At 63.2% G+C, this 26,351-nt stretch carries 22 protein-coding genes; 11 read left to right on the top strand and 11 right to left on the bottom strand.

Annotation, left to right across the window (positions count from 1 at the left end; all coding sequences use genetic code 11):
- Window positions 1–24: 24 nt before the first annotated feature.
- Genes H7C86_RS19415 through H7C86_RS19405 form a run of 3 tightly spaced genes read left to right on the top strand, consistent with a single transcriptional unit; the run spans window position 25 to window position 2,988 of the window.
- Window positions 25–1,218: a class I adenylate-forming enzyme family protein gene (locus tag H7C86_RS19415; RefSeq protein WP_182262086.1), complete on the top strand. Its 1,194-nt coding sequence runs from the start codon at window positions 25–27 to the stop codon at window positions 1,216–1,218.
- Between the two features lie 35 nt (window positions 1,219–1,253).
- Window positions 1,254–2,015, top strand: a complete 762-nt coding sequence (locus H7C86_RS19410; protein ID WP_019749317.1) for a crotonase/enoyl-CoA hydratase family protein — start codon at window positions 1,254–1,256, stop codon at window positions 2,013–2,015.
- Between the two features lie 7 nt (window positions 2,016–2,022).
- A complete protein-coding gene (locus tag H7C86_RS19405; protein ID WP_019749316.1) occupies window positions 2,023–2,988 on the top strand; it encodes an adenosine deaminase in 966 nt (321 codons plus the stop codon).
- A gap of 3 nt (window positions 2,989–2,991) precedes the next feature.
- On the opposite strand, the gene H7C86_RS19400 is transcribed toward H7C86_RS19405, so the two are convergent.
- Window positions 2,992–4,305, bottom strand: coding sequence for a D-arabinono-1,4-lactone oxidase (locus H7C86_RS19400; protein WP_019749315.1), 1,314 nt, complete (start codon window positions 4,303–4,305; stop codon window positions 2,992–2,994).
- Window positions 4,306–4,383: 78 nt separating this feature from the next.
- Between H7C86_RS19400 and H7C86_RS19395 the strand changes: the two genes are divergently transcribed.
- Window positions 4,384–5,031, top strand: a complete 648-nt coding sequence (locus H7C86_RS19395) for a TetR/AcrR family transcriptional regulator (protein WP_020908434.1) — start codon at window positions 4,384–4,386, stop codon at window positions 5,029–5,031.
- A 70-nt stretch (window positions 5,032–5,101) separates the two neighbouring features.
- On the top strand, window positions 5,102–6,277 hold the full coding sequence (locus tag H7C86_RS19390; protein ID WP_097387141.1) for an amino acid deaminase/aldolase: 1,176 nt from the start codon (window positions 5,102–5,104) through the stop codon (window positions 6,275–6,277).
- 80 nt (window positions 6,278–6,357) lie between these two features.
- Here H7C86_RS19390 and H7C86_RS19385 read toward each other — a convergent pair whose 3' ends face one another.
- A complete protein-coding gene (locus tag H7C86_RS19385; protein WP_182262085.1) occupies window positions 6,358–9,801 on the bottom strand; it encodes a bifunctional RecB family nuclease/DEAD/DEAH box helicase in 3,444 nt (1,147 codons plus the stop codon).
- Window positions 9,802–9,884: 83 nt separating this feature from the next.
- Between H7C86_RS19385 and H7C86_RS19380 the strand changes: the two genes are divergently transcribed.
- Complete coding sequence (locus tag H7C86_RS19380; protein WP_021344970.1) at window positions 9,885–10,526, top strand: alpha/beta hydrolase; 642 nt, start codon at window positions 9,885–9,887, stop codon at window positions 10,524–10,526.
- 5 nt (window positions 10,527–10,531) lie between these two features.
- On the opposite strand, the gene H7C86_RS19375 is transcribed toward H7C86_RS19380, so the two are convergent.
- Window positions 10,532–11,149, bottom strand: coding sequence for a cysteine hydrolase family protein (locus H7C86_RS19375; RefSeq protein WP_020908430.1), 618 nt, complete (start codon window positions 11,147–11,149; stop codon window positions 10,532–10,534).
- A 92-nt stretch (window positions 11,150–11,241) separates the two neighbouring features.
- Between H7C86_RS19375 and H7C86_RS19370 the strand changes: the two genes are divergently transcribed.
- The 3 genes from H7C86_RS19370 (at window position 11,242) to H7C86_RS19360 (ending at window position 14,384) form a co-directional block, all read left to right on the top strand.
- Entirely contained in the window at window positions 11,242–11,943 is a 702-nt protein-coding gene (locus tag H7C86_RS19370; RefSeq protein ID WP_021334305.1) for a FadR/GntR family transcriptional regulator, read from the top strand.
- The gene (locus H7C86_RS19365; protein WP_182262084.1) at window positions 11,940–13,310 is read left to right on the top strand and encodes an FAD-binding oxidoreductase; all 1,371 of its coding nucleotides are present in this window, start codon (window positions 11,940–11,942) and stop codon (window positions 13,308–13,310) included. Before H7C86_RS19370 ends, H7C86_RS19365 begins: the two co-directional genes overlap by 4 nt.
- Before the next feature lie 87 nt (window positions 13,311–13,397).
- Window positions 13,398–14,384: an NAD-dependent epimerase/dehydratase family protein gene (locus H7C86_RS19360; protein WP_041816081.1), complete on the top strand. Its 987-nt coding sequence runs from the start codon at window positions 13,398–13,400 to the stop codon at window positions 14,382–14,384.
- Between the two features lie 56 nt (window positions 14,385–14,440).
- Here H7C86_RS19360 and H7C86_RS19355 read toward each other — a convergent pair whose 3' ends face one another.
- The 4 genes from H7C86_RS19355 to H7C86_RS19340 all read right to left on the bottom strand — a co-directional run bounded on the left by H7C86_RS19355 (window position 14,441) and on the right by H7C86_RS19340 (window position 18,702).
- Window positions 14,441–16,228 carry a long-chain fatty acid--CoA ligase gene (locus H7C86_RS19355; RefSeq protein ID WP_019749307.1) on the bottom strand — a complete coding sequence of 596 codons (1,788 nt, stop codon included), beginning with the start codon at window positions 16,226–16,228 and terminating at the stop codon, window positions 14,441–14,443.
- A gap of 139 nt (window positions 16,229–16,367) precedes the next feature.
- A complete protein-coding gene (locus H7C86_RS19350; RefSeq protein WP_019749306.1) occupies window positions 16,368–17,066 on the bottom strand; it encodes a hypothetical protein in 699 nt (232 codons plus the stop codon).
- A gap of 126 nt (window positions 17,067–17,192) precedes the next feature.
- A complete protein-coding gene (locus H7C86_RS19345; protein WP_024487772.1) occupies window positions 17,193–17,819 on the bottom strand; it encodes a phosphoribosyltransferase in 627 nt (208 codons plus the stop codon).
- Between the two features lie 55 nt (window positions 17,820–17,874).
- Entirely contained in the window at window positions 17,875–18,702 is an 828-nt protein-coding gene (locus tag H7C86_RS19340) for a carbon-nitrogen hydrolase family protein (RefSeq protein WP_182262083.1), read from the bottom strand.
- Between the two features lie 102 nt (window positions 18,703–18,804).
- Here H7C86_RS19340 and H7C86_RS19335 point away from each other — a divergent pair, with 102 nt between their 5' ends.
- Window positions 18,805–20,580, top strand: a complete 1,776-nt coding sequence (locus tag H7C86_RS19335; RefSeq protein ID WP_003945121.1) for a DEAD/DEAH box helicase — start codon at window positions 18,805–18,807, stop codon at window positions 20,578–20,580.
- A gap of 101 nt (window positions 20,581–20,681) precedes the next feature.
- Here H7C86_RS19335 and H7C86_RS19330 read toward each other — a convergent pair whose 3' ends face one another.
- The 4 genes from H7C86_RS19330 to H7C86_RS19315 form a co-directional block, all read right to left on the bottom strand.
- Window positions 20,682–22,580, bottom strand: a complete 1,899-nt coding sequence (locus tag H7C86_RS19330) for an ABC transporter ATP-binding protein (protein ID WP_113683127.1) — start codon at window positions 22,578–22,580, stop codon at window positions 20,682–20,684.
- Between the two features lie 92 nt (window positions 22,581–22,672).
- Window positions 22,673–23,263 carry a hypothetical protein gene (locus tag H7C86_RS19325; protein ID WP_019749302.1) on the bottom strand — a complete coding sequence of 197 codons (591 nt, stop codon included), beginning with the start codon at window positions 23,261–23,263 and terminating at the stop codon, window positions 22,673–22,675.
- A 56-nt stretch (window positions 23,264–23,319) separates the two neighbouring features.
- Complete coding sequence (locus H7C86_RS19320) at window positions 23,320–23,730, bottom strand: YchJ family protein (RefSeq protein WP_021344960.1); 411 nt, start codon at window positions 23,728–23,730, stop codon at window positions 23,320–23,322.
- A gap of 22 nt (window positions 23,731–23,752) precedes the next feature.
- Window positions 23,753–25,315, bottom strand: coding sequence for a long-chain-fatty-acid--CoA ligase (locus H7C86_RS19315; RefSeq protein ID WP_019749300.1), 1,563 nt, complete (start codon window positions 25,313–25,315; stop codon window positions 23,753–23,755).
- Window positions 25,316–25,575: 260 nt separating this feature from the next.
- Here H7C86_RS19315 and H7C86_RS19310 point away from each other — a divergent pair, with 260 nt between their 5' ends.
- The gene (locus H7C86_RS19310) at window positions 25,576–26,349 is read left to right on the top strand and encodes an ABC transporter ATP-binding protein (protein WP_092763254.1); all 774 of its coding nucleotides are present in this window, start codon (window positions 25,576–25,578) and stop codon (window positions 26,347–26,349) included.
- The last annotated feature ends 2 nt before the right edge of the window (window positions 26,350–26,351 follow it).

The following is a 26,351-nucleotide window of genomic DNA, read 5'->3' as shown; positions in this document are numbered from 1 at the left end:
GTTGTCAGTGACGTGGAGGTATCGATGCGGTCGACGCTTGTGGAATACCCGTGTTCGAATCAGCTCCTCGCCGACGCCCGCGTCACCCGCGCCGGTGACGGGGTGCTTCGGTACAGCCAACTGGACCCGTCGTTGTCCGAACTCCTGGACATCGCCGTCCATCGGTTCTCCTCACGCGTCGCGGTCGAGGAGGTCGACGGCGAGCAGGTCACCTTCGCGGAGCTGTGGGCCGAGGCGTCGCGGGTCGCGGGAGGGTTGAAGTCGCGAGGCGTCGAGATCGGTGACCGTGTGGCCATTCGTGTCGCCGCTGGGGTGAGATGGATGGAGGCGTGCCTCGGCGTCATCCTCGCCGGCGGCGTTCCGGTCTCCGTCGGTGTGCACTTGAGTGATGACGCGGCGGACTTCGTCATCGCGGACAGTGGTTCGGTGTTGGTGCTCGACGGGGAACTCCCGCACGGTGTTCCGTTCATCGACGACGGCGCCGCCCCGGACGAGATGGCGATCCTCGCGTACACCGCGGATTCTTCGGGCGAGATGCTTGGCGTCGAGTTGAGTAACGAGAACGTGCTTTCTGCCATCGTCGGAATTCTGCACTCGCGTGACTACGGCGTCGAAGGTGTGCGGAATCTGCTGGTGGACAACGACTTCAAGTCGGTGCGGCAGTTCGTGCACGTGCTCGCGACGTTGGTGGTCGGTGGAACGGTGGTCCTCGCCGGGGACTTCTGGCGTGAGAGTGTGCATACCGTCGACATCGTGACCGGGCGGCCCGAGGACTTGCTCGAGCCACGGTTGCTCACGCTCGGACCGGCGGCGCGTTCCGGTTCGAGGTCGGTGCAGTGGATCGATTGCAGCGGGGCGCCGATCACGGCCGAACAGGAATCCAAGCTGCTGACCCTGTTCCCGGCTGCTCGGCATGTGATCGGGTGGGGTAAAACCGAAACCTGTGGGGCTGGTCTCATTCTGCCAACCGAGTCGGCGCCCACCCACCTGGGAAGCGTCGGAATCGCTTTCGGTGGAATGGAAGTGGCGTTGTACGGCCCGGATGCTCCAGGTGGTTTCGGTGAGTTGCTGTGCCGTGGACCGAGTGTCACGCGTCGGTATTGGAACTCGCCGCAAGCGACCTCGACGAGGTTCACCCAGGGGTGGTTCTGCACTCACGACACCGCGCAGATCGACCCCGATGGCTTCGTCCGTATTGTCGAACGCAACGTCGCGTAGTCACGCGAGCGTGGTCGACAAACGAGAGGGACATCATGGCGGACGAGGTTCTCACCGAGCGGCGCGGGCGGACACTGATCATCACCATCAACCGGCCCGAGGCGCGTAACGCCATCAACTCGGCGGTCAGTCACGCGTTGGCCGCCGCGGTCGAAGAGCTCGATGCGGACGACGATCTGTCCTTGGCCGTGCTGACAGGAGCCGGCGGAAACTTCTGTGCCGGTATGGATCTGAAGGCATTCGTGGCCGGCGAGAACGTCCTCGTGCCGGGACGCGGTCTCGGATTCACGGAAGGGCCACCACGTAAGCCGATCATTTCGGCGGTCGAGGGCTTCGCGTTGGCAGGCGGCACGGAACTCGTGCTTGCCACCGACCTGGTGGTGGCGTCGTCCGAAGCGAAGTTCGGTATCCCGGAGGTCAAGCGAGGACTGGTTGCAGGTGGCGGCGGATTGTTGCGCCTGCCCAAGCGGATTCCGTACCAGAAGGCTCTGGAACTGGCGCTGACCGGCGACAGTTTCACCGCCGAGGAGGCATACCGCTACGGCTTCGTGAACACGTTGACCGAACCGGGCAAGGCGCTCGACGGCGCACTGGAGCTGGCTGATCGAATCACCCGCAACGGACCGCTCGCGGTAGCGGTCACCAAGGAGATCATCGTCAAGGCCGGCGGTTGGTCCGACGACGAAGCTTTCGCGAAGCAGTTGCAGGTCATGGCGCCGGTATTCGCATCCGAAGATGCACGCGAGGGTGCGACGGCGTTCGCCGAGAAGCGCGCCCCGGTCTGGAAGGGGCGGTAACACCGACATGGCTACACCTGTCGCAGAACTGCACATGCACATAGAGGGTTCTCTGGAGCCCGAACAGATTTACCGACTTGCCGAGCGCAATCGAATGGATCTGCCGTACAAGGACATCGACGATCTGAAGTCGAGGTACGAGTTCACCGACTTGCAGTCGTTCCTCGATCTCTACTTCGCCAACATGGCCGTCCTGCGCACCGCGGAGGATTTTGCCGACCTGACACGAGCGTACTTCCGCCGGGCGGCTGCGGCCGGCGTCGCGCATGCCGAGTTCTTCTTCAATCCACAGGCGCACGTAGTCCGCGGTGTTCCGCTGACCGAGGTCCTGGACGGGATCATGGATGCGGTGGCATCGAGCGAGCGCGAGTTCGGGCTCAGCAGCGCGGCAATCGCCGCCATCCTCCGAGATCAGCCCGTCAAGGACGCCGAGGAGATCTTCTCCGAGATAATTCGCCTGCAGGCTCCGATCGTCGGGCTCGGGCTCGACTCCGCAGAGGTAGGCAACCCACCGTCACTGTTCGAGGACGTGTTCGCCCGCGCGCGTGCCGAGGGTTTGCACGTTGTCGCTCACGCCGGTGAAGAGGGACCGCCCGAGTACATCTGGCAGGCACTCGACATTCTCGGCGCCGAGCGGATCGACCACGGAGTCCGGGCACTCGAGGATCCTGCCCTGATCGAGCGTCTGGTCGACGAGGAGATTCCACTGACGGTCTGCCCGTTGTCGAACGTTCGTCTGCGGGTGTTCGATTCGCTGTCGGATCATCCGCTTCGATCGATGCTCGAGATGGGTTTGATCGTCACGGTCAACTCCGACGACCCGGCCTACTTCGGGGGATACGTCGACGACAATTTCACCGAACTGGGCCGAGCCTTGGGTCTGACCGAGGCCGAGCGAGACACCCTCGCCCGGAACTCGATCAAAGCCTCGTTTGCGAGCGATGCACGAAAAGCGGAACTGCTGCGGCGCTGACCGTCAGTCGCCGAGTACCTGACGCAAGTATTCGTTGTCGAACACACGATTCGCGTCGTACTTGTCTCTCACGGCGACAAAGTCGTCGAGTCGGTCGTACGTAGGACGCAGGTCGTCGACGGTCCGGTTGTGCATTTTTCCCCAATGCGGCCGGCCGTCGACGGCGCGCGCGATTGCTTCCACTGCGGCGAAGTATTCGGTTTCGGGTCGTCGGTGGTACTGGTGTACGGCGATGTATGCGGTGTCGCGTCCGTGAGCAGTCGAGAGCCAGAGGTCGTCGGCGGCAGCAAAACGTACTTCGACGGGGAACGCGACGTTAGTTCCGGACTTCTTCATCCAGCGGTCGATTTCGTGGAGTGTCTCGGTGACGTGTTCGCGGGGGATCGCGTATTCCATCTCCTTGAACTTCACCCGGCGCGAAGACGCGAATACTCGGTAGCTGCGATCGGTGAACTCCCGGGCGCCGAGCAATCGAGACGACACGTTGTTGATTCTCGGGATCGCGGCCGGTGCCAGGGTGGCAACGCGGTTGACACCTTCGAAGAGTGTGTTCGAGAGGAGTTCGTCGTCGACGAACGCGCGAACCTTGCCCACTGGATCGGGTTCGGTATCTCCGGGCAGTCGCGTATTGCTCTTCGTCAGGACACGGTCGGTGTGCGGAAACCAGTAGAACTCGAAGTGGTCCAAGCCCAGACGATCGCTCTCGAGGGTGTCCAGTATGTGAGACAGCGTGTCGGGTTCCTCGATTGCGCGAAGTGTGAATCGCGGGACGCAGGCGAGAGTGATCTTCGAAATGATGCCGATTGCGCCCAATCCGAGGCGGCCCGCTTCGAACAATTCGACGTTTTCGTCGGCGCTTGCGGTAACGACAGATCCGTCGGCGAGAACGATCTCGATTCCGCGAATCTGTGTGGCGATACCGCCGAATCGTGCGCCGGTGCCGTGCGTGCCGGTGGACGTCGCGCCGGCCAGTGACTGGACGTCGATGTCACCGAGATTGGCCATCGCATATCCGCGTTGCCACAAGGCGTCGTTGAGAGCATGAAGGCGAGTGCCTGCAAAAACAGTGACCAGCGCACCGTCGTCGGTCGGCGTGATCGAATCGATTCCGCTCAAGTTGTCCAGGCTGACGAGGACACCGTCGGTGACCGCGACACCGGTGAACGAATGGCCGGCGCCGACGGCCTTCACACGTTGGCCGCGCGCCGCGGCCTCGGCGACCAACGACGAAAGTTCACGGGTATTTGTCGGCGTCGCAAAGCGACGCGGCGCGGCACTTTGAGTGCCCGCCCAGTTCTGCCAAGTGTCCGAAGCCATTACGCAATAATGTACTTGGACGGTCGTCCAGGCAAGTATTGCGCGAAGATTTTGTCATTTGCGTTCTACGATCATTGGATGCTGAACAGGCTTCCGGCGGACGAACGCCGCACACAATTGGTCGAGTCCGCTTTGTCTATTGCGGAACAGCGCGGTGTCAGTTCTGTGACGGTAAGGGCGGTGGCAGAGGAGGCCGGCGTATCGCTCGGCGTCGTTCATTACTGCTTCGAGAGCAAGGAAGCGCTGATCGCGGCAATGGGTGAAACGCTCATTCTGCAGCTCAGTGCGTCGATGCAGTATGCGTTCGCGCAGGTCCGCCATGCGCCGGATCTCAGTGGTGTGCAGGGGCTCAGGGAATTGCTGCATATCGGCCTGACCGGAATGTGGCCGACCATCGAAGCAACTCCGGATCGCCAGTTGTTGACCTACGAAATCACCGCGCAGGCACTGCGTAGTCGCAATCTCGGAGCCGAACGTGCTGGGGCAGTTGCATTTGAGCAGTACCGAATCATGGATGAGCTCGCGGTGTCGTTTCTCGAAGAGTGCGCCAAGATATCGGGCACGGTGTGGACGGAGCCGTTGAGTTCGATTGCGCGACTGAGTCTTGCAATGATCGACGGCCTTGTTCTGCGATGGCTGGTCGATCGTGACTCCGACGCGACTATTGCCGAGTTCGGAGAAATGGTTCAGGTAATCGCCAATAAAGCAGTGGTCGCGCCTCAGTAGAACCGCCATCCTGGACATACGTCCAGGATTGGTGATTGACTGGTCGCACGCCGCGACGATTGGATCATCTGTGACCAGGACCCTCGATCGACTCACTGCTGCCACGCGAGAACTCGACCCGCCTCTGGCTGCTCTGGATCTGACCACACTGCGCAGTAATGCAGCCGACCTGGTGCGCCGCGCCGGTGGAACCCCGGTGCGAGTGGCGAGCAAATCGGTTCGTTGTCGTACGGTTCTGACTGAAACTCTCGGTGACACACTGACTGCATCCGGCGGGTTCCGCGGAATCATGGCGTACTCACTGCGCGAGGCTCTGTGGCTGGTCGGGCTCGGCGCACGGGACATCCTGATGGGATACCCGACCGCCGATCGTGGCGCCATCGCGGATCTCGCTGCCGATGACACCGCCCTTCAATCGATCACCTTGATGGTCGACGACGATGCGCAGTTGGATCTCATTCGTTCGGCGTCGACGGGAGATGCGCCTGTCCGGGTATGTCTCGACGTCGATGCGTCACTGCGGATCGGTCCGATCCATCTGGGTGTACGACGCTCGCCGCTGCGCGAACCTGCCGCGGTCGCCGCACTCGCGGCGCGTGCTCGCCAGCGCGGATTCTCCGTTGTCGGAGTGATGTTCTACGAAGCCCAGATCGCCGGCCTCCCGGACACCAGCGCTCCGATCGGTTGGGTCAAGAAGGCCTCTGCCCGCGAACTGGCGTCCAGAAGGGGCGCTGTGGTCGCGGCCGTCACCGATGCCGTGGGTGCACTCGAGATCGTCAACAGCGGCGGTACGGGGTCGCTGGAGGTCAGCTCGGCCGATCCTGTGGTGACCGAGGTAACAGCAGGATCCGGACTGTACGTACCGACCCTGTTCGACCGCTACCGTGCCTTCCGTCCCGATCCGGCGCTGTTCTTCGCACTGTCGGCCGTGCGCAAGCCGACGCCGTCCGTCACGACCCTTTTCGGCGGCGGATACATCGCGTCGGGACCTGCCGGAGACACCCGCGTTCCGTCACCGGTCTGGCCCGCTGGTCTCAAGCTGCTCCGCAACGAAGGAGCCGGCGAAGTCCAGACGCCGGTCACCGGGAAGGAAGCCGGAAACATCGCGATCGGCGACCGCGTATGGTTCCGTCACGCCAAAGCCGGCGAGCTGTGCGAGCGCTTCGACCGCGTGTATGTGGTCGAAGCCGACGGCACCCGAACCTCGGTTCCCACCTACCGCGGCGAAGGGCAGTGCTTCGGGTAGGGCAGTGTGTCGGGTAAGACAGTGTGTCGGGTAGGACAGTGTTTCGGGTAAGGCAGTGTTTCGGGTGTGAAAATATTCGCCTAGCTCGTCAACCTCATGAACGCGCCCAGCTCCACCAATCCTGCGGGCGTGCTCGGCATGTACTGCGTCAACGCGTGTGATCGGACGATGATCGCGCACCACTTGCCGCGGGAGACAGCAACATTGAGGCGGTTCCGCGACAGGAGGAACGACATTCCTCGCGGGACGTCCTCGACGGCAGATGCGGCCATCGACACGATTGCCACCGCGGCCTCGCGGCCCTGGAACTTGTCGACGGTCCCGACCTCGACCTCCGTGAGACCGGCTTCGGTGAGATCGCGCTCAACGGTACCGACCTGGGCGTTGTATGCCGCGACCACGAGGATGTCCGACTGCTCCAGGGGCCGGGTTCCCTCGAACTCGCTCGGATCGGTCCATGGCGTACCGAGAAGGCCCTGGATCTGGCGAACGATTTCCTGCGACTCTTCCGGGGAGTACGTGGAATTGCCGCGGTGATCGACGAACACCGTGTGCACTCCGGCAGCGAGTCCGTCGAGTTTTCTTGCCGCACTCACGGTTTCCTGGGAATGCAGCTTGCCCTCGTACGACAATGCGGACACGGGCGCACACAGATCCGGGTGCATCCGCCAAGTCTTCTCGAGGAAGTAGCCGAGTTCGGGTGGCAGTGCGCCGTGTCCCTCGGCGAGCCAACCGAGCGCCGATTCGTCGACAGGTTCGGGGTGAGTACCTTGGCTCACCTGCGGCAACTGCTGCGGATCGCCCAGCAGCAACAGGTTTCGCGCGGAAATCGCGACGGCAATGGTGTTGGCGAGCGCGAACTGGCCCGCCTCATCCACCACGAGCAGGTCCAAGCTGCCCGCTGGAACACGATCGGTGTTCGCGAAATCCCACGCAGTGCCGCCGATGACGCAGCCGACGCCTTCGGCCTCGGCGATGAATCCCGCATATTCTTCGGATGCGATGTCCTGCCATTCTGCGGTCTTGCTGCGGCTGCCCTTCTTCGCGACCAGTGCAGGGTCCACGCCGGCCTTCAGAATGCCGCCGAGCATGTTCTCGACCACCGAATGTGATTGAGCCACCACTCCGATTCGCCACTGATGTTGTTCGATCAGTGTCTTGACGACACGAGCGCCCGTGTACGTCTTGCCCGTACCAGGGGGACCTTGTACTGCCACGTAGGAATCATCGAGGTCGAGAAGTGCGGCGGTGATGGCGTCCGCGTAGTTGTTGTCGGTGCCGACGGGCGGGAGCGGTGAACCCGAGCGTGTCCTCGGGGTGCTGCGCCGGAGAATGTCGACCGCTGCTACGGGTGGCAGTTCGGGCAGGATCTTGCTGGCGCCGGATGCGGCAGCGGCGATGGACTTCTCCATGCGTCCGGTGGGAATCGGACGACCAGGTGCCAATGCGACTGGAGCATCGAGGTATTCGTCACCGCCGAGCAGTTCTTCGACGGTGACCACGTCGAGTCCTTCGGACTTGACCACGGCCGTGACCTTGACGCTGCTGGTGCCGCGTTGGGTGGGGTTCTCGCTGGCAACAGCATCGGGGGAGGGGGTTGCGTAGAGAGCGAACAGATCACTGCCCGGGCTCAAAGACGTTCCGGTGCCGAAACTTCCGGTCAGCTGAATGTGTCGACGGAACTTCTTCTGACGTGGGGTGCTCTTGTGCCAGTCCGCCTCGATTTCGGACTGTTCGACCACCATGACGTCGCGGATGTCCACCAGGTCTTCGATCGGTGTGACCAATCGGTCGAAGTGGGCCCACCAGTACGGCTTCCGCTCACGATTGTGGTACCCCACCGCAGCAGCCAGTAGAGCAGCTGCCTGCTGATCGGGGGTACGCGCCGAACCTGCCTTGTGTCCTGCGAATTCGCGGAGCGCGATCTCCGATTCGGTGAGCTCCTCGAGTGGAATCTTGATCTGCCCGGTCGGCTCACGAAGTTCGACGCCGTGTTCTGCGGCGCGCTCGGCAAGCCAATCGCGCAGGCGCAGAGTGGATTCGCAGTCGTATTCGTTGTAGTCGGAGATGCCCTGAAGAAGTTCCCTGGCCTGGTCGGCTTGTCCGCCGTCGCGCAATTGGCAGTAGTCGGCATAAGCGACAACCGAAGCGGCGGCGTTGGTCACGTCGCCGTCGCGGCCGTGCTCACCCATGTAGAGCGGCTCGAGTTTCTTGATGCTGTACGAGCGTTGTCCGATCCGCAGGCAGGCGCGGACGATCGGGTACAGGTCCACGAGCACGTTCTCGCTGAGCAGCGTGTCCACCGTCTGCTCGCCGACACCGTGACGTGCGGCCAAGCGCAACAGCGCCGATTTCTCGTACGCGGCGTAGTGATAGATGTGCATGCCGGGGTGAGCTTCTCGGCGCGCGGTGACATAGTCGAGGAAGTCGAGGAGTGCCTGGCGTTCACCGTCGCGATCGTGTGCCCAGAACGGCTTGAACACGTAGTCGTCCGCCGGTCCTTCGACCACACCGAAAAGGTATTCCAACCCCCAGTCGGTGGATCCGTCCTCGGCCCAGAGCGGATCGCCCTCGAAGTCGAAGAAGATGTCGCCGTCGTCGGGGACGGGTAGTCCGCCGAGCGCCGAGGGTTCGTAGACCTCGAATTCGGCGTCGCCGGATTGTTCCTGACGAAGTTGAACCGCGGCCTGTGCACGGAGTTTGTCGAGTGTTTCCCGTCGAATTCCCTCGACAGGGCCGGTGCTCGCGGCGAGTTCGTCAATTGTCGTGATCCCCGAGACGATCAGTTGTTCACGCTGATTGCCGCGGACGCCCGCAACCAGCAGCAGGTCCCGATGGCTTTCGACTTCGACGCTGCAGGTGTTGCATCGACCACAACGCAGGTACCGATCGTCGAGCCACTGTGTCGGTTTCCCCTCAGCACGGTGCTCGTCGAGGACTCGTTCGAGTTCAACTCTGCGTGCTGCGAATACCGGCGCGATGTCTCCGATGTCGTGCGACGACGTGCTGCCGTCGCCGAGCAGTAGATGAACCTGATCGGAGGCGGCAATTGCATTGCGCTCCAACGCATCCGCGTATGCGGCGAGTTGTAGAAGTGCCGACACCTTGGCGTGCCGGGAGAGCTTGCTGTCGTAGACCGCGTAGGTGTTGCCTTCGCGGACGAGGAAATCGCAGAACCCGAGGAATCGGCCGTCGAAAAAGGTTCCCTGATAGATGACTGGCGCGCCCGATCGTGCTGCCTCGACGGTGGCCAACGTGGCAGCGGTCAGGCCTGCGCGTGAGTGTTCCGGTCGCGGCATGACGACGACGCCGTCTCCGTGTTGATCGATGAACTTCTGAAGCTGTTCGCGCTCGTGCGAGTCGCCGAGGCTCGACGTCCGCTCGAGCATCGGATCCGCCTCGGCCGCCTCGGCTGAGATCAGACCGGTGCGGGCGTCGAGTTGCCGCAACAGTGCGAACTCGCACGAGGCCGCGGCCGAGAGGTCACTGGCGCTGTAGACGATCTGATCATCGAGTAGGAACACACGGAGATTGTGCCATCGCTCACCGACAAGGCAACCCGCCAGTAATCGCCCACCGCCCGCGGATACCCGTAGGAGAGTGCAGAATGACGACCATGCCCTTCTTCGACGGACGAACCGGTCAGGTGCACTTTCGGCATTGGCCGGCGGCAGGGGGCGCAGTGCCCACTGTGTCTTTGGTCTTTCTGCACGGCCTCGGTCAGCACAGCGGGCAGTATCACCGTTTCGCGGGCGCAATGACGGCGTCGGGGATCGACGTGTGGGCGATCGATCACACCGGGCACGGTTTGTCGGAGGGTGATCCGGGAGTCGGGGCTCCGCTCTCCGATCTTGCTGCCGATGCAGCCGCGCTGGCTGACATCGCCTTGGCGGAACTGCCCGAAGTTCCGCAGGCGGTGATGGGTCATTCGTTAGGTGCCGTGACTGCGCTGACGGTGCTGGCTCATCGCGATCACGAATTCGCGTCCGCCGTGTTGTGCGGCATTCCGCGCAGCGCGGTGGAGCAACACGGGTGGGCGGAACTCTCCGACGCGGGCATCCCAGTGCTGGTCGTTCACGGTACCGACGACCGGATCGCCCCGGTCGATCCCGTCCGGGACTGGGCGCGGACGCTGCGCAACGTCGAGATGCGCGAGTTCGAGGACGCCGGTCACGACCTGCTGCACGAGAAGGTTCACGCCAGTGTCACCAACGTCAGCCGTGAATTCCTTCTCGCGCATTCCAGGTAGTCCTCTCAGGAGAGCGCGCCGAGCACCTCTTTCGACGTGACGGGGTGCGAGAACATCGGGTAGTCGTAGGTGATCGCGTTCTCGTGTTCGGCGACCGAAGTGCCTGCCACGCAATCGGTGAGTGTGATGACCCGGTAACCGTTCTCGTATCCGGTGCGCATGGTCGATTCGACGCAGCAGTTGGTCAGGAAGCCGCCGAGAAGGATCGTGCGAATTCCTTTGCTGCGCAGAATGAAATCGAGGTTTGTGCTGGCAAAAGTGTCGAGTCCACGCTTGCCCTCGATGACGATGTCGCCGTCTTTCGGGGCGAGTTCGTCGACGATCGCAGCTCCCCAGGAACCCTTCACGAAAGCCTTGCCGTCGACGACGCCCTTGAGGATGCCGTACGGATGCGAGGTGATTTCGTTGTACCCCTCGGCGAAGGTGATCGGTGCGTGCATCACGGTGACACCTGCCGCCCGAGCCGCATCGACCAGCGCAGTGGTGTTCGCGAGGAGTCCGTTCGATTCCATGACCGGAGCGACGGCCTCGTGAAGAACACCGCCCTCGGTGGTGAAGTCGTTCTGGTACTCGATGAGCACGACGGCAGTGGTTGCTGGATCCAATTCGAGCTTGTCGGTCATGGTCGACACCTTGTCTGTTGTGGTCCGGGTCACGAATCTTCTCAATTAAACAGTTTGTCAGACAAGCAGGCAAGGGGTGGTAGCGTCGCGGCATGGATACGACTCCGTTGTCGCGCATGCCGCTCAGCCTTGCCGTGTCGGGAAGAATCCGTGCTGCCATACTCGACGGCTCGCTTCCCGTCGGCGAGGCGTTGCCGACCGAACAGGAACTCGCGCAGACCTTCTCGGTGGGTCGATCGACGGTGCGCGAGGCACTTCGTGTCCTGCAAGCACAGGGATTGTTGACCGGCGCGGACACCACCTCGACTGCCAGGCCTCGGGTGACGCACGAGCACACCGCCGATTCTGCGGCCACCGCTCTCAGTACGGCACTGCAAGTGGGCGCGGTTCCGCTCGGCGATCTTGTCGAATTGCGAGTGCTGCTCGAAGCTGCTGCGCTGCGAACCGTCGCCGCCGTGCCAGAGGACGCCCGGGCTGCGATCGAGCGAATGCGCATCGCAACACTTGCCGACGACTCGGTCGCATTCCACGACGCCGACGTCGACTTTCACGTTGCGCTCGCCGGAGCGGGCGGAAACAAGGCGTTCGGGTTGGTCATGACTGTTCTCCGCGACAGCATCGCCGGCTACCTGCTGAGCGAACTCGACTCGCGCGAGAACTCGGCGGCCACACTCGGCGCACTGCTGGCCGAGCACGAGGGTATCGCCGACGCGATCGAGCGCGGCGCAGCTGACGAGGCCGCCGATTTGGTCGAGCGCCATGTGCGCGGATTCTACGAAGGACGAACGGAATGACCACGAGTATCGATCTGTTGGGTGAACGCTTGCAGAAAGCGCTGGGGGACAGGGCGACAACCGATCCCGACCGGATGGGCGCGTACGTCCGGGATCAATCACTGCTCACTGCAGCCGGAAGACCCGCCGCGCTGGTCAAGGCGAAGACGGTCGACGACGTCGTCGCGGTTATGACGGTGGCGCACGAACTCTCCGTTCCGGTGGTGACACGCGGGGCAGGTACCGGGTTGGCCGGCGCTGCCAATGCGCTCGACGGGTGCATCGTCTTGAGCGTCGCGGGCATGGATCGCATTCTCGAGATCGATCCTGCCGCGCGCACCGCCACGGTGGAGCCCGGAGTGATCAATGGTGACCTGGCGGAAGCTGCTGCACAGCAGGGTCTTTGGTACGTACCGGATCCGGGAAGCCGGGCCATCTCGAGTATCGGCGGCAATCTGGCGACAAATGCAGGCGGCATCTGTTGCGCCAAGTACGGCGTCACCGGTGATCACGTCGCGGCCCTGACGGCGGTACTCGCCGACGGGCGTGTGATCCGTACCGGTGCACGGACGCGCAAAAATGTTGCGGGGCTGGACCTGACACATCTGCTCGTGGGCTCGGAGGGAACGCTCGCGGTCATCGTCGAAGCCACGATGCGGTTGCGTACGGCGCCCACTGCGGCGACCACCGTCGTCGCCTTCTTCGATTCCGCGGAGTCCGCGATCGATGCCGTCCTCGCCGTGTCGGCAGTGGCCGAACCGTGTCAGATGGAGTTGATGGACGACGTCACCATCGGCGCGGTCAATCGGCTGACGAAGATGGGGTTGGACGAATCGGCCGGGGCGATGCTGCTCATCCAGTGCGACGGTAGGTCGGCGGCCGCCGAGGCAGCGGACTGCGCCGCGGCGTGCGAAAGTGCCGGGGCTCGAGAGGTTTTCCACACCGACGATCCCGTGGAAGGTGAAGAGTTCACTGCCGCCCGCCGGATGGCGTTGCCAGCTCTCGAGGCGTTGGGCACGGTACTTCTCGACGACGTCGCGGTGCCGGTGCCGGCGTTGCCGTCCATGTTGGAATGCATTCGTGAAGCGGCCGATCGCCACGGTGTCACGATCGGAACCTTCGGCCACGCCGCCGACGGCAATCTCCACCCGACCATCGTGTTCGACGCTGCCGAAACGGGAGCGCAGGATCGTGCGCGCGGAGCTTTCGACGACATCGTTGCCGGCGCACTGGCGTTGGGCGGAACGATCAGCGGTGAACACGGTATCGGGGTTCTCAAAGCGCCGTACATGGCAGATATGGTCGGCCAGACCGAACGCCAGTTGATGCTTGCGGTGAAGGCCGCATTCGATCCGAAGAGCATTCTCAATCCCGGACGGGGTATCTGAGCGCTTCTTCCGACCCTCACTCGTCGGAAATTGCGCTACCAGACGAACTTGTTGCTGCACGACGCTTTTCGAGTGACGATGGCCGTCATGAAGCTGCTGATGCTCGGAGGAACACGGTTCCTCGGCCGTGCCCTCGTCGACGACGCCCTGGCACGGGGCTGGGAAGTGACAGTGCTCCATCGGGGGCTCACCGGAGCGCCACCACCTACCGCGGAGGTTCTGTTCGCGGATCGCACCGATCAGCGAGCGATGGTTGAGGCGCTCGGTGATCGTCGATGGGATTTTGTCGTCGACACCTGGTCGGGTAGCCCCCGAGTTGTCGGTGAGAATGCACGCGTCTTGCACGGTCACGTCGACCGGTACGCATACATCTCCAGTGGATCCGTCTACCAATGGGGCTTGCATGTGGACGAGGGCTCGCCGGTGGTTGCCGCATCTGCGACGTCCGATGACTACAGCGATTACGCGTCCGCCAAACGCGGGGCCGAACTCGCTGTCCTGGAATCCTTCCCGGACGCGCTGCTCGCGAGGGCAGGGTTGATCCTCGGTCCGCACGAGGACATCGGGCGGTTGCCGTGGTGGTTGCAGCGCATCGCTGCGGGTGGACGCGTCGTTGCTCCCGGAGCGCCGACCAGACCGTTGCAGTACGTCGATGCCCGCGACATCGCATCGTTTGTCCTGTCCGGACTGGCGGCCGAAATCAGCGGGACGTACGACGTCATCAGTGCGTCCGGGCACACCACTACCTCCGGGCTCCTCGAGGCGTGCGTGGACGCCACCGGTTCGGGTGCGGAGTTGGTGTGGATCGACGAGGACCGACTTGCAGCAGCGGGAGCGCAACCGTGGACACAACTGCCGTGTTGGGTCCCGCAAGAGGGCGAGTTCGCGGGTTTCCTCGAAGCCGACACTGCCAAGGCGGCGCGGGGAGGGTTGCGGTGCCGTCCCGTCGAAGACACCGTGCGCGATACCTGGGAATGGATGCAACGGGAAACTCTGCCGACCCAGCGGGAGGATCGTGCGGTGCACGGCCTTCCATCCGAGATCGAAAAGGAACTACTCTCCGCCGGAGAGTGAAACGAGTCTGGCCCGGTTCGCATTCGAACCGGGCCAGACTCGTGAAAGACGATCGATCAGGCGTACAGGTCGCTGATCTTGGTCTTGTGAGCTTCGTGAATGATGTTGCGCTTGAGCTTGAGCGTCGGCGTCAATTCACCGGTCTCCTGGGTGAAGTCGACCTCGAGGATCGTGTACTTCTTGATCTGCTCGGGGTTGGAGACCTTCTTGTTCGCGTCGGCAACGGCCGAGTCGATCTCGGCGATCAGGTCGGCGTTCTTCACCAGATCCGCGATCGCGGTGCCGGCGGGCAGGCCGTTGCGCTCGACCCAACCGGGCAGAGTCTCCGGATCGAGGGTGATCAGTGCACCGATGAACGGCTGACCGTCGCCGACGACGAGGCACTGGCTGATCAGAGCGTGCGCACGCAGGGAATCCTCGAGGCCTGCCGGTGCGACGTTCTTACCTCCGGCCGTGACGATGATTTCCTTCTTGCGCCCGGTGATGGAGACGTAGCCCTCGTTGTCGATCGATCCGAGGTCGCCGGTGTGGAACCAGCCGTCGACGATCGATTCGGCCGTCGCCTTGTCGTTGTGCCAGTAGCCGGCGAACACGACCGGGCCCTGCAGGAGGAGTTCGCCGTCCTCGGCGATCCGTGCTGCATGGCCGTTGATCGGCTTGCCGACGGTCCCGACGCGCTGCGCGCTCGAGGTGTTGACGGTGATTGCGGCGCTGGTCTCGGTGAGTCCGTAGCCCTCGTAGATCGGGATGCCGACGCCGCGGAAGTAGTGGCCGAGACGCGCGCCGAGGGCTGCGCCACCGGAGACTGCACGCTCGCACTCGCCGCCCAGAGCTGCGCGCAACTTCGAGTAGACGAGCTTGTCGAATACCGCATGCTTGAGCTTGAGTGCCAGCCCGGGTCCACCCTTTTCGAGGGACTCGCTGTATTCGATGGCAGTGGCGGCAGCCTTGTCGAAGATGCTGCCCTTACCGCCGTCGACTGCCTTCTGGCGAGCCGAGTTGTACACCTTCTCGAACACGCGCGGTACCGAGAGGATGAAGTTGGGCTTGAAACCGGCGAACTGCTCGAGGAGCGTCGTCAGATCCGACGTGTGGGCGACGGTGACCTTGGCGTCGAAAGCGCCGAAGGAGATCGCTCGCGCGAATACGTGGGCGAGCGGCAGGAACATCAGCGTCTTCTTGCCGGGGACCATCGACTCCGGCATCGCCAGGCGGCAGGCGTTGGACTCGGCGTAGAAGTTGGAGTGCGTCAGCTGGACACCCTTGGGGCGTCCGGTGGTTCCGGAGGTGTAGATCAGGGTCGCGGGCGAGGCAGCGGTGACCTGGTGACGACGAGTGTGCAGTTCTTCGTCGGTGATTGCCGAACCGCGACTGGACAGCTCGTCGATAGCACCTGACTCGATGACCAGAACCTCGCGGAGGGCTTCTGCACCGTCGGTGACTTCCTTGTGAGTCTCCGCGTGCTTGGCCGTTTCGACGACCAGAAGTGTTGTCGCGGAATCCTCGAGGATCCACTGCGCCTGATCAGGGGAGGAGGTCTCGTAGATCGCGACGGTGCATCCGCCGGCAGTCCAGATGGCGTAGTCGAGAACGACCCACTCGTAGCGAGTTGCTGACAGGATAGCGACGCGGTCGCCGAGCTCGACGCCCGAAGCGATCAGGCCCTTGGCAACTGCGGAGACCTGCTTCGCGAATTCAGCTGCAGTGACGTCGACCCATCCACCGTTCGACGGCCTCTTGAACGGCACGAATGTGGGGTCTTCTTCGGCGTGACGGAACACGGAGTCGGCCATGGATACGTTCTCCGGAATTGAGAACGACTGTGGAACTGAGAACTCGCGCACTATTGACCCCTCCAGTGACTACTGACATTTCTGATGTGCATTGCATCACATTAGTCGTCATTTTGCACTGTCGTTACTATTCGGTAGAACTGGTCGGGCGCTGACCTGCAGTTTAGTGTGACCGCCTGTTTACAGGTACTCAGGCGACGTGTTGGAGCATGCGGCCGTGCACGGACAACCACCGGCGAATTGCGTAGTCCAATCGGTCCGGATCCACTCCGAGTTGCTCTGCAGTAGCTGCAAGGATCTCCGAGGTGTCTCCTGGCAACTCGGTGGTGCCGAGTGTTGCGCTGATGAACGTGTCGGCAGCGGTACCCAGATCGGTGTGTGGAATTCCGGCCAACATCAACAGGTGTGCCCAGGTCACTTCGGAACCGTCTCCGCAGGCGTCCACCCAGGCAAGGTGAACCGCATCGAGAGCGTTGTCGGAATCGGCAGCAGAGAGCAGGTCCTCGACGCTGTTGATCCGCAAGTGATGGAGTTTCTCGGCGACCTGTTGGATGTGACGTGCCTCGATCGGGACACCCGTCGCCGTATAGCGACGCTTGTACGAGCCGATCTTGCCTGCCCATTGGTCCGAACTCCCGGCTTCCTCGAAGGTGCGGAGTAGTTCGCGTGCGCCGTCCGTGACGGGTTTGTCTTCGCGGGCTTTTCGGTAGGCCAGGTAGCGATCTACGACGGTCACTTCGCTGTGACCCGACGTGGACTGAACGGATTCGATGATGCACAGGGCGAGGCTCTGTCGATAAGCGTCTGACGCAACCCAGGCGGAAGGGTCGCCCAGGCGGTCACGGCACGCAGCTGCGACGGCGTCGACGGTATCGGTCGAGATGGTCACGGTTCCTCCAGAAAGCCGAATTCTTTTTGTTCCATTTGGGCTATCGGCACCGAGGAGCGAAATGTTGCACACATCACAAATTCTCAGAGATCTCTTGGACTGCGCTCAGGCTGGAGGGGTGTCCTCTCAGGCGAGGAAGGTCAGCACTTCGTCGTCGCTGAGTTGATGAAAGTCCTCGAATGCAGCACCGACGCCGCCCAGCAGGGCAGGAACGAAGGGGCAGACGACCCGATCGGCTGAGCACGCGATCACTCTCATTGCTTCAGGGGAGGCAACTGGGACAGCGACGATGACGGAGGCAGCACCCGCGGTGCGCGCGCAGCGGCAGGCAACGGCGGCACTCGCACCCGTGGCCATTCCGTCGTCGACGATCACTGCGGTGCGTCCGTGGAGGGAAACCGGGGTCCGTCCCTCGCGCAGGAGCCGCGCTCGCCGTTCCAATTCGGTTCGTTCGTCGCGTTCGACGGCGACGAGTTCACTTTTCGAGACGCGAACCGCTGCGATGACGTCGTGATTGAGGACCCGCACGCCACCCTCACCGATGGCGCCCATCGCCAGTTCCGGGTTGTACGGACTGCCGAGCTTGCGCACCACCACGATGTCCAGCGGAGCGTTCAGTGCCGCAGCCACCTCGGCTGCGACCGGTACTCCGCCGCGTGGGAGTCCGAGAACGACAGGCTTGTCGAGACGCAAAGACTCGAGCCGCCCGGCCAGAAATTTGCCGGCGGAAGATCGATCCCGATACTGGGTCACTGCGTTGTCCTCGAGAAGCTCGAACCCCGACCTGTTCGACGCTACCCGCTGCTGGTCACCGCGACGAGACCGTGAACCTCCGCAGCGCGAGAGCGGGATTCTTCTCGCGTACTTCGGCGATGCGAGCGGCCGAAACAGTCGCGGCGGCAACCCCGACCTGCTCGCCCAGTGAACACATCACGACGCCCATCGGGTCGACGATCATGCTGGCACCCGCGCCGCCGCGCGCGCTCTGGTCAGCCGCTGCGATGTACATCGTGTTCTCGATGGCCCGGGCGCGTACGAGAGTGGTCCAGTGGTCTTCCTTGAGTGGCCCGGGCACCCACTGGGCGGGCAGGAGCAGGATGTCCGCGCCGACGTCGACGATGCGCCGGGTGACTTCCGGGAAGCGCAGGTCGTAGCAGGTCTGGAGGCCGAAGATCAGGCCGTCGCACCCGAAAGTCTGCGGTTCCGTGATGTCGCCGGCACGGATCACGGCCGACTCCTGGTAACCGAATGCGTCGTAGAGATGCAGCTTCCGGTAGGTCGCCACCAGTTCGCCGTTCGGGTCCATCGCGACGAGGGTGTTGGAGATTCTGCTCACGTCGTCGATCCGCTCGTTCATTCCCGCTACGAGGAAGATTCCGAACTCCGCGGCGACCGCCGCCAGTGCCGAACCGAATTCGCCGTCCAGGTCCTCCGCGGACTCGATCAGTCGTTCATCCGTCTTCGGTGCGGTGAACATCGAGTATTCCGGCGCCACGACAACTTTCGCGCCCCGTGCTGCTGCATCGGAAGCCAGTGATCGCAGTGATTCGAGGTTGGCTTTCTTGTCCGTCCCCGGGGCGAATTGGGCAATCGCGACAACGGTCTGGGCGGGGGTGGCAACGGTGGCTTCGGTCATGCTCCATACGCTAGGCGAAACCCGCTGGGAGGGTGGATCTGTCGTAAATGCACCCCCGGTATGTCGTCGTGTCTATACTCTATCCGCTAAACTGCTGGTCAAATGAGTGATATTGAGCGTGACCCCGAACCCCCAACATTTGCCGACCTCGACATCGATGATCGGGTACTGAAGGCACTGTCAGACGTGGGCTACGAGTCGCCCTCGCCCATTCAGGCTGCCACCATTCCGCCGCTGCTCGAAGGCAAGGACGTCGTCGGTCTCGCACAGACCGGTACCGGCAAGACCGCAGCCTTCGCAGTTCCAGTCCTGTCGCGGATCGACACGTCGATCAAGCAGACCCAGGCGCTGGTGCTTGCTCCCACGCGTGAGCTGGCGCTTCAGGTTGCCGAGGCATTCGGCAAGTACTCCGCGCACATCCCCGGACTCAACGTGCTGCCGATCTACGGTGGCCAGAGCTACGGCGTCCAGCTGTCGGGCCTGCGCCGCGGCGCACACGTCGTCGTCGGTACCCCGGGTCGTGTCATCGACCATCTCGAAAAGGGCACCCTGGATCTGACCAATCTCAAGTACCTCGTTCTCGACGAGGCCGACGAGATGCTCAAGATGGGGTTCCAGGAGGACGTCGAGCGCATCCTCCGCGACACCCCCGGCGACAAGCAGGTCGCCCTGTTCTCCGCAACGATGCCCGGCTCGATTCGCCGGATCTCGAAGCAGTACCTGAACAATCCGGTCGAGATCACCGTCAAGTCCAAGACGTCGACCGCCTCGAACATCACGCAGCGCTACATTCAGGTTGCTCATCAGCGCAAGCTCGATGCACTGACCCGAGTCCTCGAGGTCGAGGCATTCGAGGCGATGATCATCTTCGTCCGTACCAAGCAGGCCACCGAAGACCTGGCGGAGAAGCTGCGGGCCCGCGGGCACTCGGCTGCCGCGATCAACGGCGACATCGTCCAGGCACAGCGTGAGCGGACCATCGGTCAGCTCAAGAACGGCGCCCTCGACATCCTTGTCGCGACCGACGTTGCCGCTCGAGGCCTCGACGTCGATCGAATCTCCCACGTCGTCAACTACGACATCCCGCATGACACGGAGTCGTACGTTCACCGCATCGGTCGTACCGGCCGCGCCGGTCGTCAGGGTGACGCGTTGCTGTTCGTCGCTCCGCGTGAGCGTCATCTGCTCAAGTCCATCGAGAAGGCGACGCGTCAGCCGCTTGCGGAGATGCAGCTTCCCAGTGTCGACGACGTCAACGCCCAGCGCGTGGCCAAGTTCGGTGACTCCATCACGGAGAGCCTGGCCTCGGAGAATCTCGCGATGTTCCGCAAGATGATCGAGGACTACGACCAGGAACACGATGTTCCGCTCATCGACATCGCTGCCGCTCTGGCATTGCAGTCGCGCGACGGCGAAGCATTCTTGCTTTCTCCCGAGCCGCCGGCACCGCCGCGCCGTGAGCGCGAGCCGCGTGAACCGCGTCCCCCTCGTCGTTTCGACGACGGCCCGGCTCCTCGCTCGCGTGGACCCGAGGGCCAGGAGTTGGCTGCATACCGCATTGCAGTCGGCAAGCGTCACCGCGTCGTTCCGGGTGCCATCGTCGGTGCCATCGCCAACGAGGGTGGACTTCGTCGAAGCGACTTCGGGCACATCAGCATTCGCCCGGATCACAGCATCGTCGAGCTGCCGGCCGACCTCTCCAACGAGACTCTCGAAGCTTTGCGTCGCACACGCATCTCCGGCGTCCTGATCCAGTTGCAGCCTGATTTCGGCCCGCCGCAGGGACGTCCGAGTGGCCGTGGCGACCGTGGTGGCCGGGACGATCGCGGTGGACGTGACGACCGCCGCGGTGGCGGACGCGATCGCTACAACGACTGACCTACAGCTTCAACGACTGACATAAAGACTGAAACAGGCGCTGCCCTCCGCGAGGAGGACAGCGCCTGTTTTCTGTGTGGAGGGCAAGGCGCTGCGCGGTATCAGATCGGCGTCGGTGCGAGGGCGCCGTTCTTCCGGGCGTTGGTGTCGAACTGCGTGCGGTACAACTCGGCGTAGCGGCCACCGCGCGCGAGCAGTTCCTCATGGTTGCCGCGCTCGACGATCTGGCCTGCTTCGACGACAAGGATCAGGTCGGCGGAACGGATCGTCGACAACCGGTGAGCGATCACCACCGCAGTCCGTCCGGCGAGTGCTTCGCCGAGTGCTTCCTGAACCGCGGCTTCCGACGTCGAGTCGAGATGCGCGGTGGCCTCGTCCAGGATGACGACGCGAGGCTGGGCCAGGAGCAGTCGTGCGATGGTCAGGCGTTGACGCTCGCCGCCCGAGAGGCGGTAGCCGCGTTCACCCACCACGGTCTCCAGTCCGTCGGGCAGCGACGCAACCAGGTCGGTGAGCCGTGCTCGCTCCAGAACCTCGCGCAGATCTTCTTCGGTGGCATCCGGTCGCGCAAGGAGCAGGTTGGATCGAAGGCTCTCGTGGAACAGGTGCCCGTCCTGCGTGACCATGCCGACGGTCTCGCGGATGGAATCGGCACTGAGGTCGCGGACGTCGACGCCGCCCAACTCGACCGAACCGGAGTCGATGTCGTAGAGGCGCGGAATCATCTGGGCCACGGTCGACTTTCCGGCGCCGGACGTGCCGACCAGGGCGACCATCTGTCCTGCTTCGGTGCGGAAAGACAGGTTGTGCAACACGTCCTCGCCGCCGCGGGTGTCGAGGATCGCGACTTCCTCCAGAGAAGCTAGTGACACCTTGTCGGCAGACGGGTAAGCAAAAGTGACGTTCTTGAACTCGACGGACACCGGGCCCTGCGGCACCGTGCGTGCATCGGGCTTCTCGGTGATGAGCGGCGCCAGATCGAGAATCTCGAATACCCGCTCGAAGCTGACCAGGGCGCTCATGACATCGACCCGGGCGCTGGCCAGTGCGGTCAACGGCGAGTACAGCCGCGTCAACAACAATGCCATCGCCACGACGGCGCCTGCGTCCAACTGTCCGCGCAGCGCGTAGAAGCCGCCGAGTCCGTAGACGAGGGCAAGAGCAAGGGCCGAGACCAGCGTCAGTGCTGTGACGAAGACGGACTGCAGCATTGCGGTCCGGACTCCGATGTTGCGCACACGCCTGGCGCGAACCGCGAACTCCGCCGACTCTTGCGACGGGCGGCCGAACAGCTTGACCAGAGTCGCGCCGGGAGCGGAGAACCGCTCCGTCATCTGGGTACTCATGAGCGAATTATGGTTGGCTGCTTCACGATTGAGTGCTGCAAGTTTTGCGCCCATGCGCCGTGCGGGGATGACGAAGATCGGGAGAAGTAGCAGCGCGAGGACGGTGATCTGCCAGGAGATCCCGAGCATGACGATCAGCGTGATCACCAGGGTGACCAGGTTGCTGACCACTCCGGACAAGGTGTCGCTGAAGGCGCGCTGAGCGCCGATGACGTCGTTGTTGAGACGGCTGACCAGTGCTCCGGTTCGAGTTCTAGTGAAGAACGCGATGGGCATTTTCTGGACGTGATCGAAGACGGTGGTGCGCAGATGCAGGATCAGGTCTTCGCCGATGCTGGCCGAGAGCCACCGGGTCAACAGGCCCAGAGCGGCTTCGAGAAGTGCTACCAGTGCGATCAGGGCGGCAAGTTTGACGACCACGTCGACGGCGTCGCCGCCGACTATCGCGTTGACCACACGCCCGGCCAGGACGGGTGTTGCCACGGCAAGCGCAGCGGTGACGACACTCAGTACGAGGTACCAGCTGAGGTTGCGTTTCTGTGGAACTGCGAACGTCGCGATCCGCTTCAGTGTCGCCTTCGAGAACGGGCGCCGATCTTCTTGCGCGTGCATCGCGTTGTACATCGCGTTCCACGCGGTGACTTCCATACTCATGACTTCGCCCCTCCGGTCGCCGGCCACGAAGATTACGTGGCCGGTACGACACGAAGGTAGAACCTCAACCAAACTTCAGGTCAAGTGCGGCCTCAGCGGGCCACGTCGACCACCACTCGCGGAGGGTCGCTGAGCGTCGTGACCGTGAACGGCTGCTTCTCGGTCACGCCGATGAACGACTGGGTGACTCCCTCGAAGACGTTGGACCCGTTGACCTCGGTCACGACTCCGCCGACGCCGGGGACCGGGTTGGGGCCGGAGTACTGCTCGACTCCGCTGTCGAAGGGATAGGCGGAACCGTCGATCAGGACCTGGATCACTGCGGCACCCTTGATGTCCACGGGCTTACCGCTGCCTTCCTGTGTCGCCGCGTCGACGTACTTGACGCGCCATCCGGGTGTGCCGGTTCCGCCCATTTCGTAGACGACACGATCGAATCCGTCGTGCTCGCCCACTCGGATGTCGACGACGGTGAGCTTGGATTCGGTGCCCGCAGCCGACGTCTTGTCGGAGCTGTCCGTCGGGACTGGTTCTGTGGTCGACGCTGCTGCACTCGAGGTCGAGGTGACGGCCGAGGTGGCTGCCGTGGGAGTGGTCTCCGCGTCCTGCGAACAGGCAGTCAGGCTCACGCCCACTGCGATGGCAGCGACAGCGGCAAATGATCTCGTCCGGTTCGTTGTCATGACTCGATCGTAGGGCTCGCGTTATCGGGATCCGCGGCGGCGGTGCCCGGAGTTACCTAACCGATATCGCCGTCGACGTAGAGCCACTTACCCTCTGTTCGCGCAAATCGACTGCGTTCGTGGAGCATTCCCCGCTCGCGCCCGAATGTGTAGTGAGCGCGAAATTCCACGACGCCGTCGGAATCGAACAGCCCGCCCCGTTCGGTGTCCAGGATCTCCAACCGGAGCCATGTCTGGTCGGGGTCGAGATCGAGTTCGGTGGGGCGATGGGCGGGATGCCAAGTCTGCGTGAGATATTCGTCGTCCATCACAGCGAAGGCCGTGTAACGCGAACGCATCAGGGTTTCGGCAGTCGGTGCGTGCGCTTCACCGCTGATGTACTTTCCGCAGCATTCGGCCAACGCGTTGCCGCTGCCGCACGGGCACGGATCGGTCGGATTGGGTGTGGTGGGGCGGCGCGAAGTCACCGCCCCATTACAGCACGCGAACTCAGACCAGTTTGTGTTCGCGGTTGTCCCAGTACGGTTTGCGGAGGTCGCGCTTGAGGATCTTTCCGGTGGGATTGCGGGGAAGGATCTCGACGACGTCGATACTGGTCGGGCACTTGAACTTTGCGAGGCGTTCCTGTGTATAGGTGATCAGTTCGGCTTCGTCGATCTGCGCTTCGGCAGTGAGAACCACGACAGCCTTGACGGTTTCACCCCAACGGTCGTCGGGAACACCGATGACCGCGACCTCGGCGATTGCCGGATGCTCCACCAGTACTCGTTCGATCTCGGGGGAGTAGACGTTCTCGCCGCCGGTGATGATCATGTCCTTGAGGCGGTCCTCGATGAAGACGAAGCCGTCGGAGTCGGCGCGGCCCATGTCGCCGCTACGCAGCCACCCATCTGCGGTAATCGTTTCGGCTGTCGCCTCGGGCTTGCCCAGGTATCCGGGGGTGCACTGTTCGGATCGCCACCACAGTTCACCGGTCGTTCCGGTGGGCACGTCCTCGAGCGTGACGGGGTCCACCACACGCATCTCGACGCCGGGGATCGCCGTGCCTGCTGATGCCATGCGCTCGACCTGCGACTCGTCGCGGTGAACGTCCGGCATCAACGCGGTAATGACACCTGCCATTTCGGTCATGCCGTAGACCTGGACGAATTCGGTGTCCGGCCAAGCCGCGAGTGCTGCTCGCAACAACGGAAGGGGCATGGGGGCGGCGCCGTAGGTAATGCGTTTGAATGCCTTGAAGGCGGCGACCGCCTGCTCGCCTGCGGCCAGGACTCCGGCAATGACCGGTGGGACGAGAAAGGCGATGTTGGCTCCGGCGGCGAGACCGGCGAAGATCGACGGTCCGTCGGCTTCTCTCGTGAAGTAACAGCGCCCACCCGTGTGAATTGCCATGATGGCGTAGCACGTTCCGCCGACGTGAAACATCGGCATCGCGATCAAGAATCGGTGATCCTCGTGGGCCGGCAGGATTTCGAGTACATTGTTGCTGTGCGCGAACAGGTTTCGATGCGTGAGCTGTACGCCTTTGGGCCGACCGGTCGTCCCGGAACTGTAGAGAACCAGAGCGGTGGCATCGGGGCTCACCTCGGGGCGGGAGTGCAGCGGTGCGACCTCGTCGATCCACGGTTCGAACTCGTCGTGTTCCCCGCCGACGGCGAAGATCGATTCGACGGCCGTCAAGCGGTCGCGCATGGCGACGATCTGGGGGAGTAGTTCGCTGCCGACAAACAGAATGCGAGCGCCACAGTCCGCGAGGACGTAATCCAGCTCTTCGCCCGAAAGTCGCCAGTTGGGAATGACATTCGCGGCGCCGAGCAGTGAGGCGGCGTAGGTGACTTCGAGGCAGGACAGATGATTCTTGTCGACGAACGCGACAGTGTCGCCGGCGCCGATGCCGGATTCGGCGAGGGCGGCGGCGATACGCAAGATGCGGTCTCGCCACTGGGCCCACGTGTATTCGGTCCCTTGGAAGGTCATCGCTGCTTGATCAGGCTTGACCGTCGCCCAGTGCTCTAGCCGATCGAAAATGATTCCAGCGGTGGCGTCGGACATTCGGCCGCCTCTCTCGTGTGATTGGTGTCACAAGGTTAATGTGCGCCCGGTCTTCGTATCGCTGTTTCTCGTCAATGCGCACAAGCAGAGAGAGCACATTCCCGCGACCCTGACCGGCTCGGCTGCAGATATCAGGGTGGTCCCCGATGGCGAGCGCGCCCGACACCCGACAGGATGGAACCAACCATTGCGGGCGTCCGTGTTTTCACGGGCGCCCGTCACGCCCACAAGTAGTACCGAAGTGAACAGGAAAGGCGATCATGAGTTCGCACGCCCAGGATGTCGCGGCCCGCGCAGTCGGCCTGTCCAAGACCTACGGCACCGGAGATACCCAGGTGCACGCACTCAGTTCGGTGTCCGCAGATTTCGCCCGCGGTGAGTTCACGGCGATCATGGGGCCGTCCGGTTCCGGTAAGTCGACGCTGATGCATTGCCTCGCCGGTCTGGATTCCGCAAGTTCGGGTTCCGTTCTCATCGGCGACACGGAACTCACGACGCTTTCCGACAAACAGATGACCCAATTGCGACGCGATCGCATCGGTTTCGTTTTCCAGGCGTTCAACCTGGTGCCGACGCTGACGGCGCTCGAGAACATCACGTTGCCGCTCGACATCGCGGGACGCAAAGCGGACCAGACCTGGCTGAACAGCGTCCTGACCAAGCTGGGTCTCGGGGATCGCCTCGATCACCGGCCGGGAGAGCTCTCGGGTGGTCAGCAGCAGCGTGTGGCGTGTGCGCGTGCGCTGGCGGGTCAGCCGGAGATCATCTTCGGCGACGAGCCGACCGGAAACCTCGATTCGAAGTCCTCCGGTGAGGTGCTCTCGATCCTGCGGGCGGCCGTCGACGAGTTCAACCAGACCGTGGTGATCGTGACGCACGATCCGCGGGCAGCGGCGTATGCCGACCGGGTGGTGTTCCTCGCGGACGGTAAGATCGTCGACGAATTGCGCGAGCCTACGGCGGATTCGGTCCTCGACCGGATGAAGCGTCTGGACGCTCCGCAGGCGGTCGTGAACGTGGAAGCCGGGGCTTGAGC

It is taken from the genome of Rhodococcus sp. UFZ-B548, assembly GCF_903819475.1.
GTDB classification, from domain to species: Bacteria; Actinomycetota; Actinomycetes; order Mycobacteriales; family Mycobacteriaceae; genus Rhodococcus_F; species Rhodococcus_F erythropolis.
Note: the sequence above shows the minus strand (reverse complement) of the source record. Positions and strands in the feature narration are given on the sequence as shown.

Coding starts and splice junctions, on each gene's coding strand:
- H7C86_RS19415 (WP_182262086.1), top strand. CDS start 25: ATGCGGTCGACGCTTGTGGAATACCCGTGTTCGAATCAGCTCCTCGCC.
- H7C86_RS19410 (WP_019749317.1), top strand. CDS start 1,254: ATGGCGGACGAGGTTCTCACCGAGCGGCGCGGGCGGACACTGATCATC.
- H7C86_RS19405 (WP_019749316.1), top strand. CDS start 2,023: ATGGCTACACCTGTCGCAGAACTGCACATGCACATAGAGGGTTCTCTG.
- H7C86_RS19400 (WP_019749315.1), bottom strand. CDS start 4,305: ATGGCTTCGGACACTTGGCAGAACTGGGCGGGCACTCAAAGTGCCGCG.
- H7C86_RS19395 (WP_020908434.1), top strand. CDS start 4,384: ATGCTGAACAGGCTTCCGGCGGACGAACGCCGCACACAATTGGTCGAG.
- H7C86_RS19380 (WP_021344970.1), top strand. CDS start 9,885: ATGACGACCATGCCCTTCTTCGACGGACGAACCGGTCAGGTGCACTTT.
- H7C86_RS19375 (WP_020908430.1), bottom strand. CDS start 11,149: ATGACCGACAAGCTCGAATTGGATCCAGCAACCACTGCCGTCGTGCTC.
- H7C86_RS19370 (WP_021334305.1), top strand. CDS start 11,242: ATGGATACGACTCCGTTGTCGCGCATGCCGCTCAGCCTTGCCGTGTCG.
- H7C86_RS19365 (WP_182262084.1), top strand. CDS start 11,940: ATGACCACGAGTATCGATCTGTTGGGTGAACGCTTGCAGAAAGCGCTG.
- H7C86_RS19360 (WP_041816081.1), top strand. CDS start 13,398: ATGAAGCTGCTGATGCTCGGAGGAACACGGTTCCTCGGCCGTGCCCTC.
- H7C86_RS19340 (WP_182262083.1), bottom strand. CDS start 18,702: ATGACCGAAGCCACCGTTGCCACCCCCGCCCAGACCGTTGTCGCGATT.
- H7C86_RS19335 (WP_003945121.1), top strand. CDS start 18,805: ATGAGTGATATTGAGCGTGACCCCGAACCCCCAACATTTGCCGACCTC.
- H7C86_RS19330 (WP_113683127.1), bottom strand. CDS start 22,580: ATGAGTATGGAAGTCACCGCGTGGAACGCGATGTACAACGCGATGCAC.
- H7C86_RS19325 (WP_019749302.1), bottom strand. CDS start 23,263: ATGACAACGAACCGGACGAGATCATTTGCCGCTGTCGCTGCCATCGCA.
- H7C86_RS19315 (WP_019749300.1), bottom strand. CDS start 25,315: ATGTCCGACGCCACCGCTGGAATCATTTTCGATCGGCTAGAGCACTGG.
- H7C86_RS19310 (WP_092763254.1), top strand. CDS start 25,576: ATGAGTTCGCACGCCCAGGATGTCGCGGCCCGCGCAGTCGGCCTGTCC.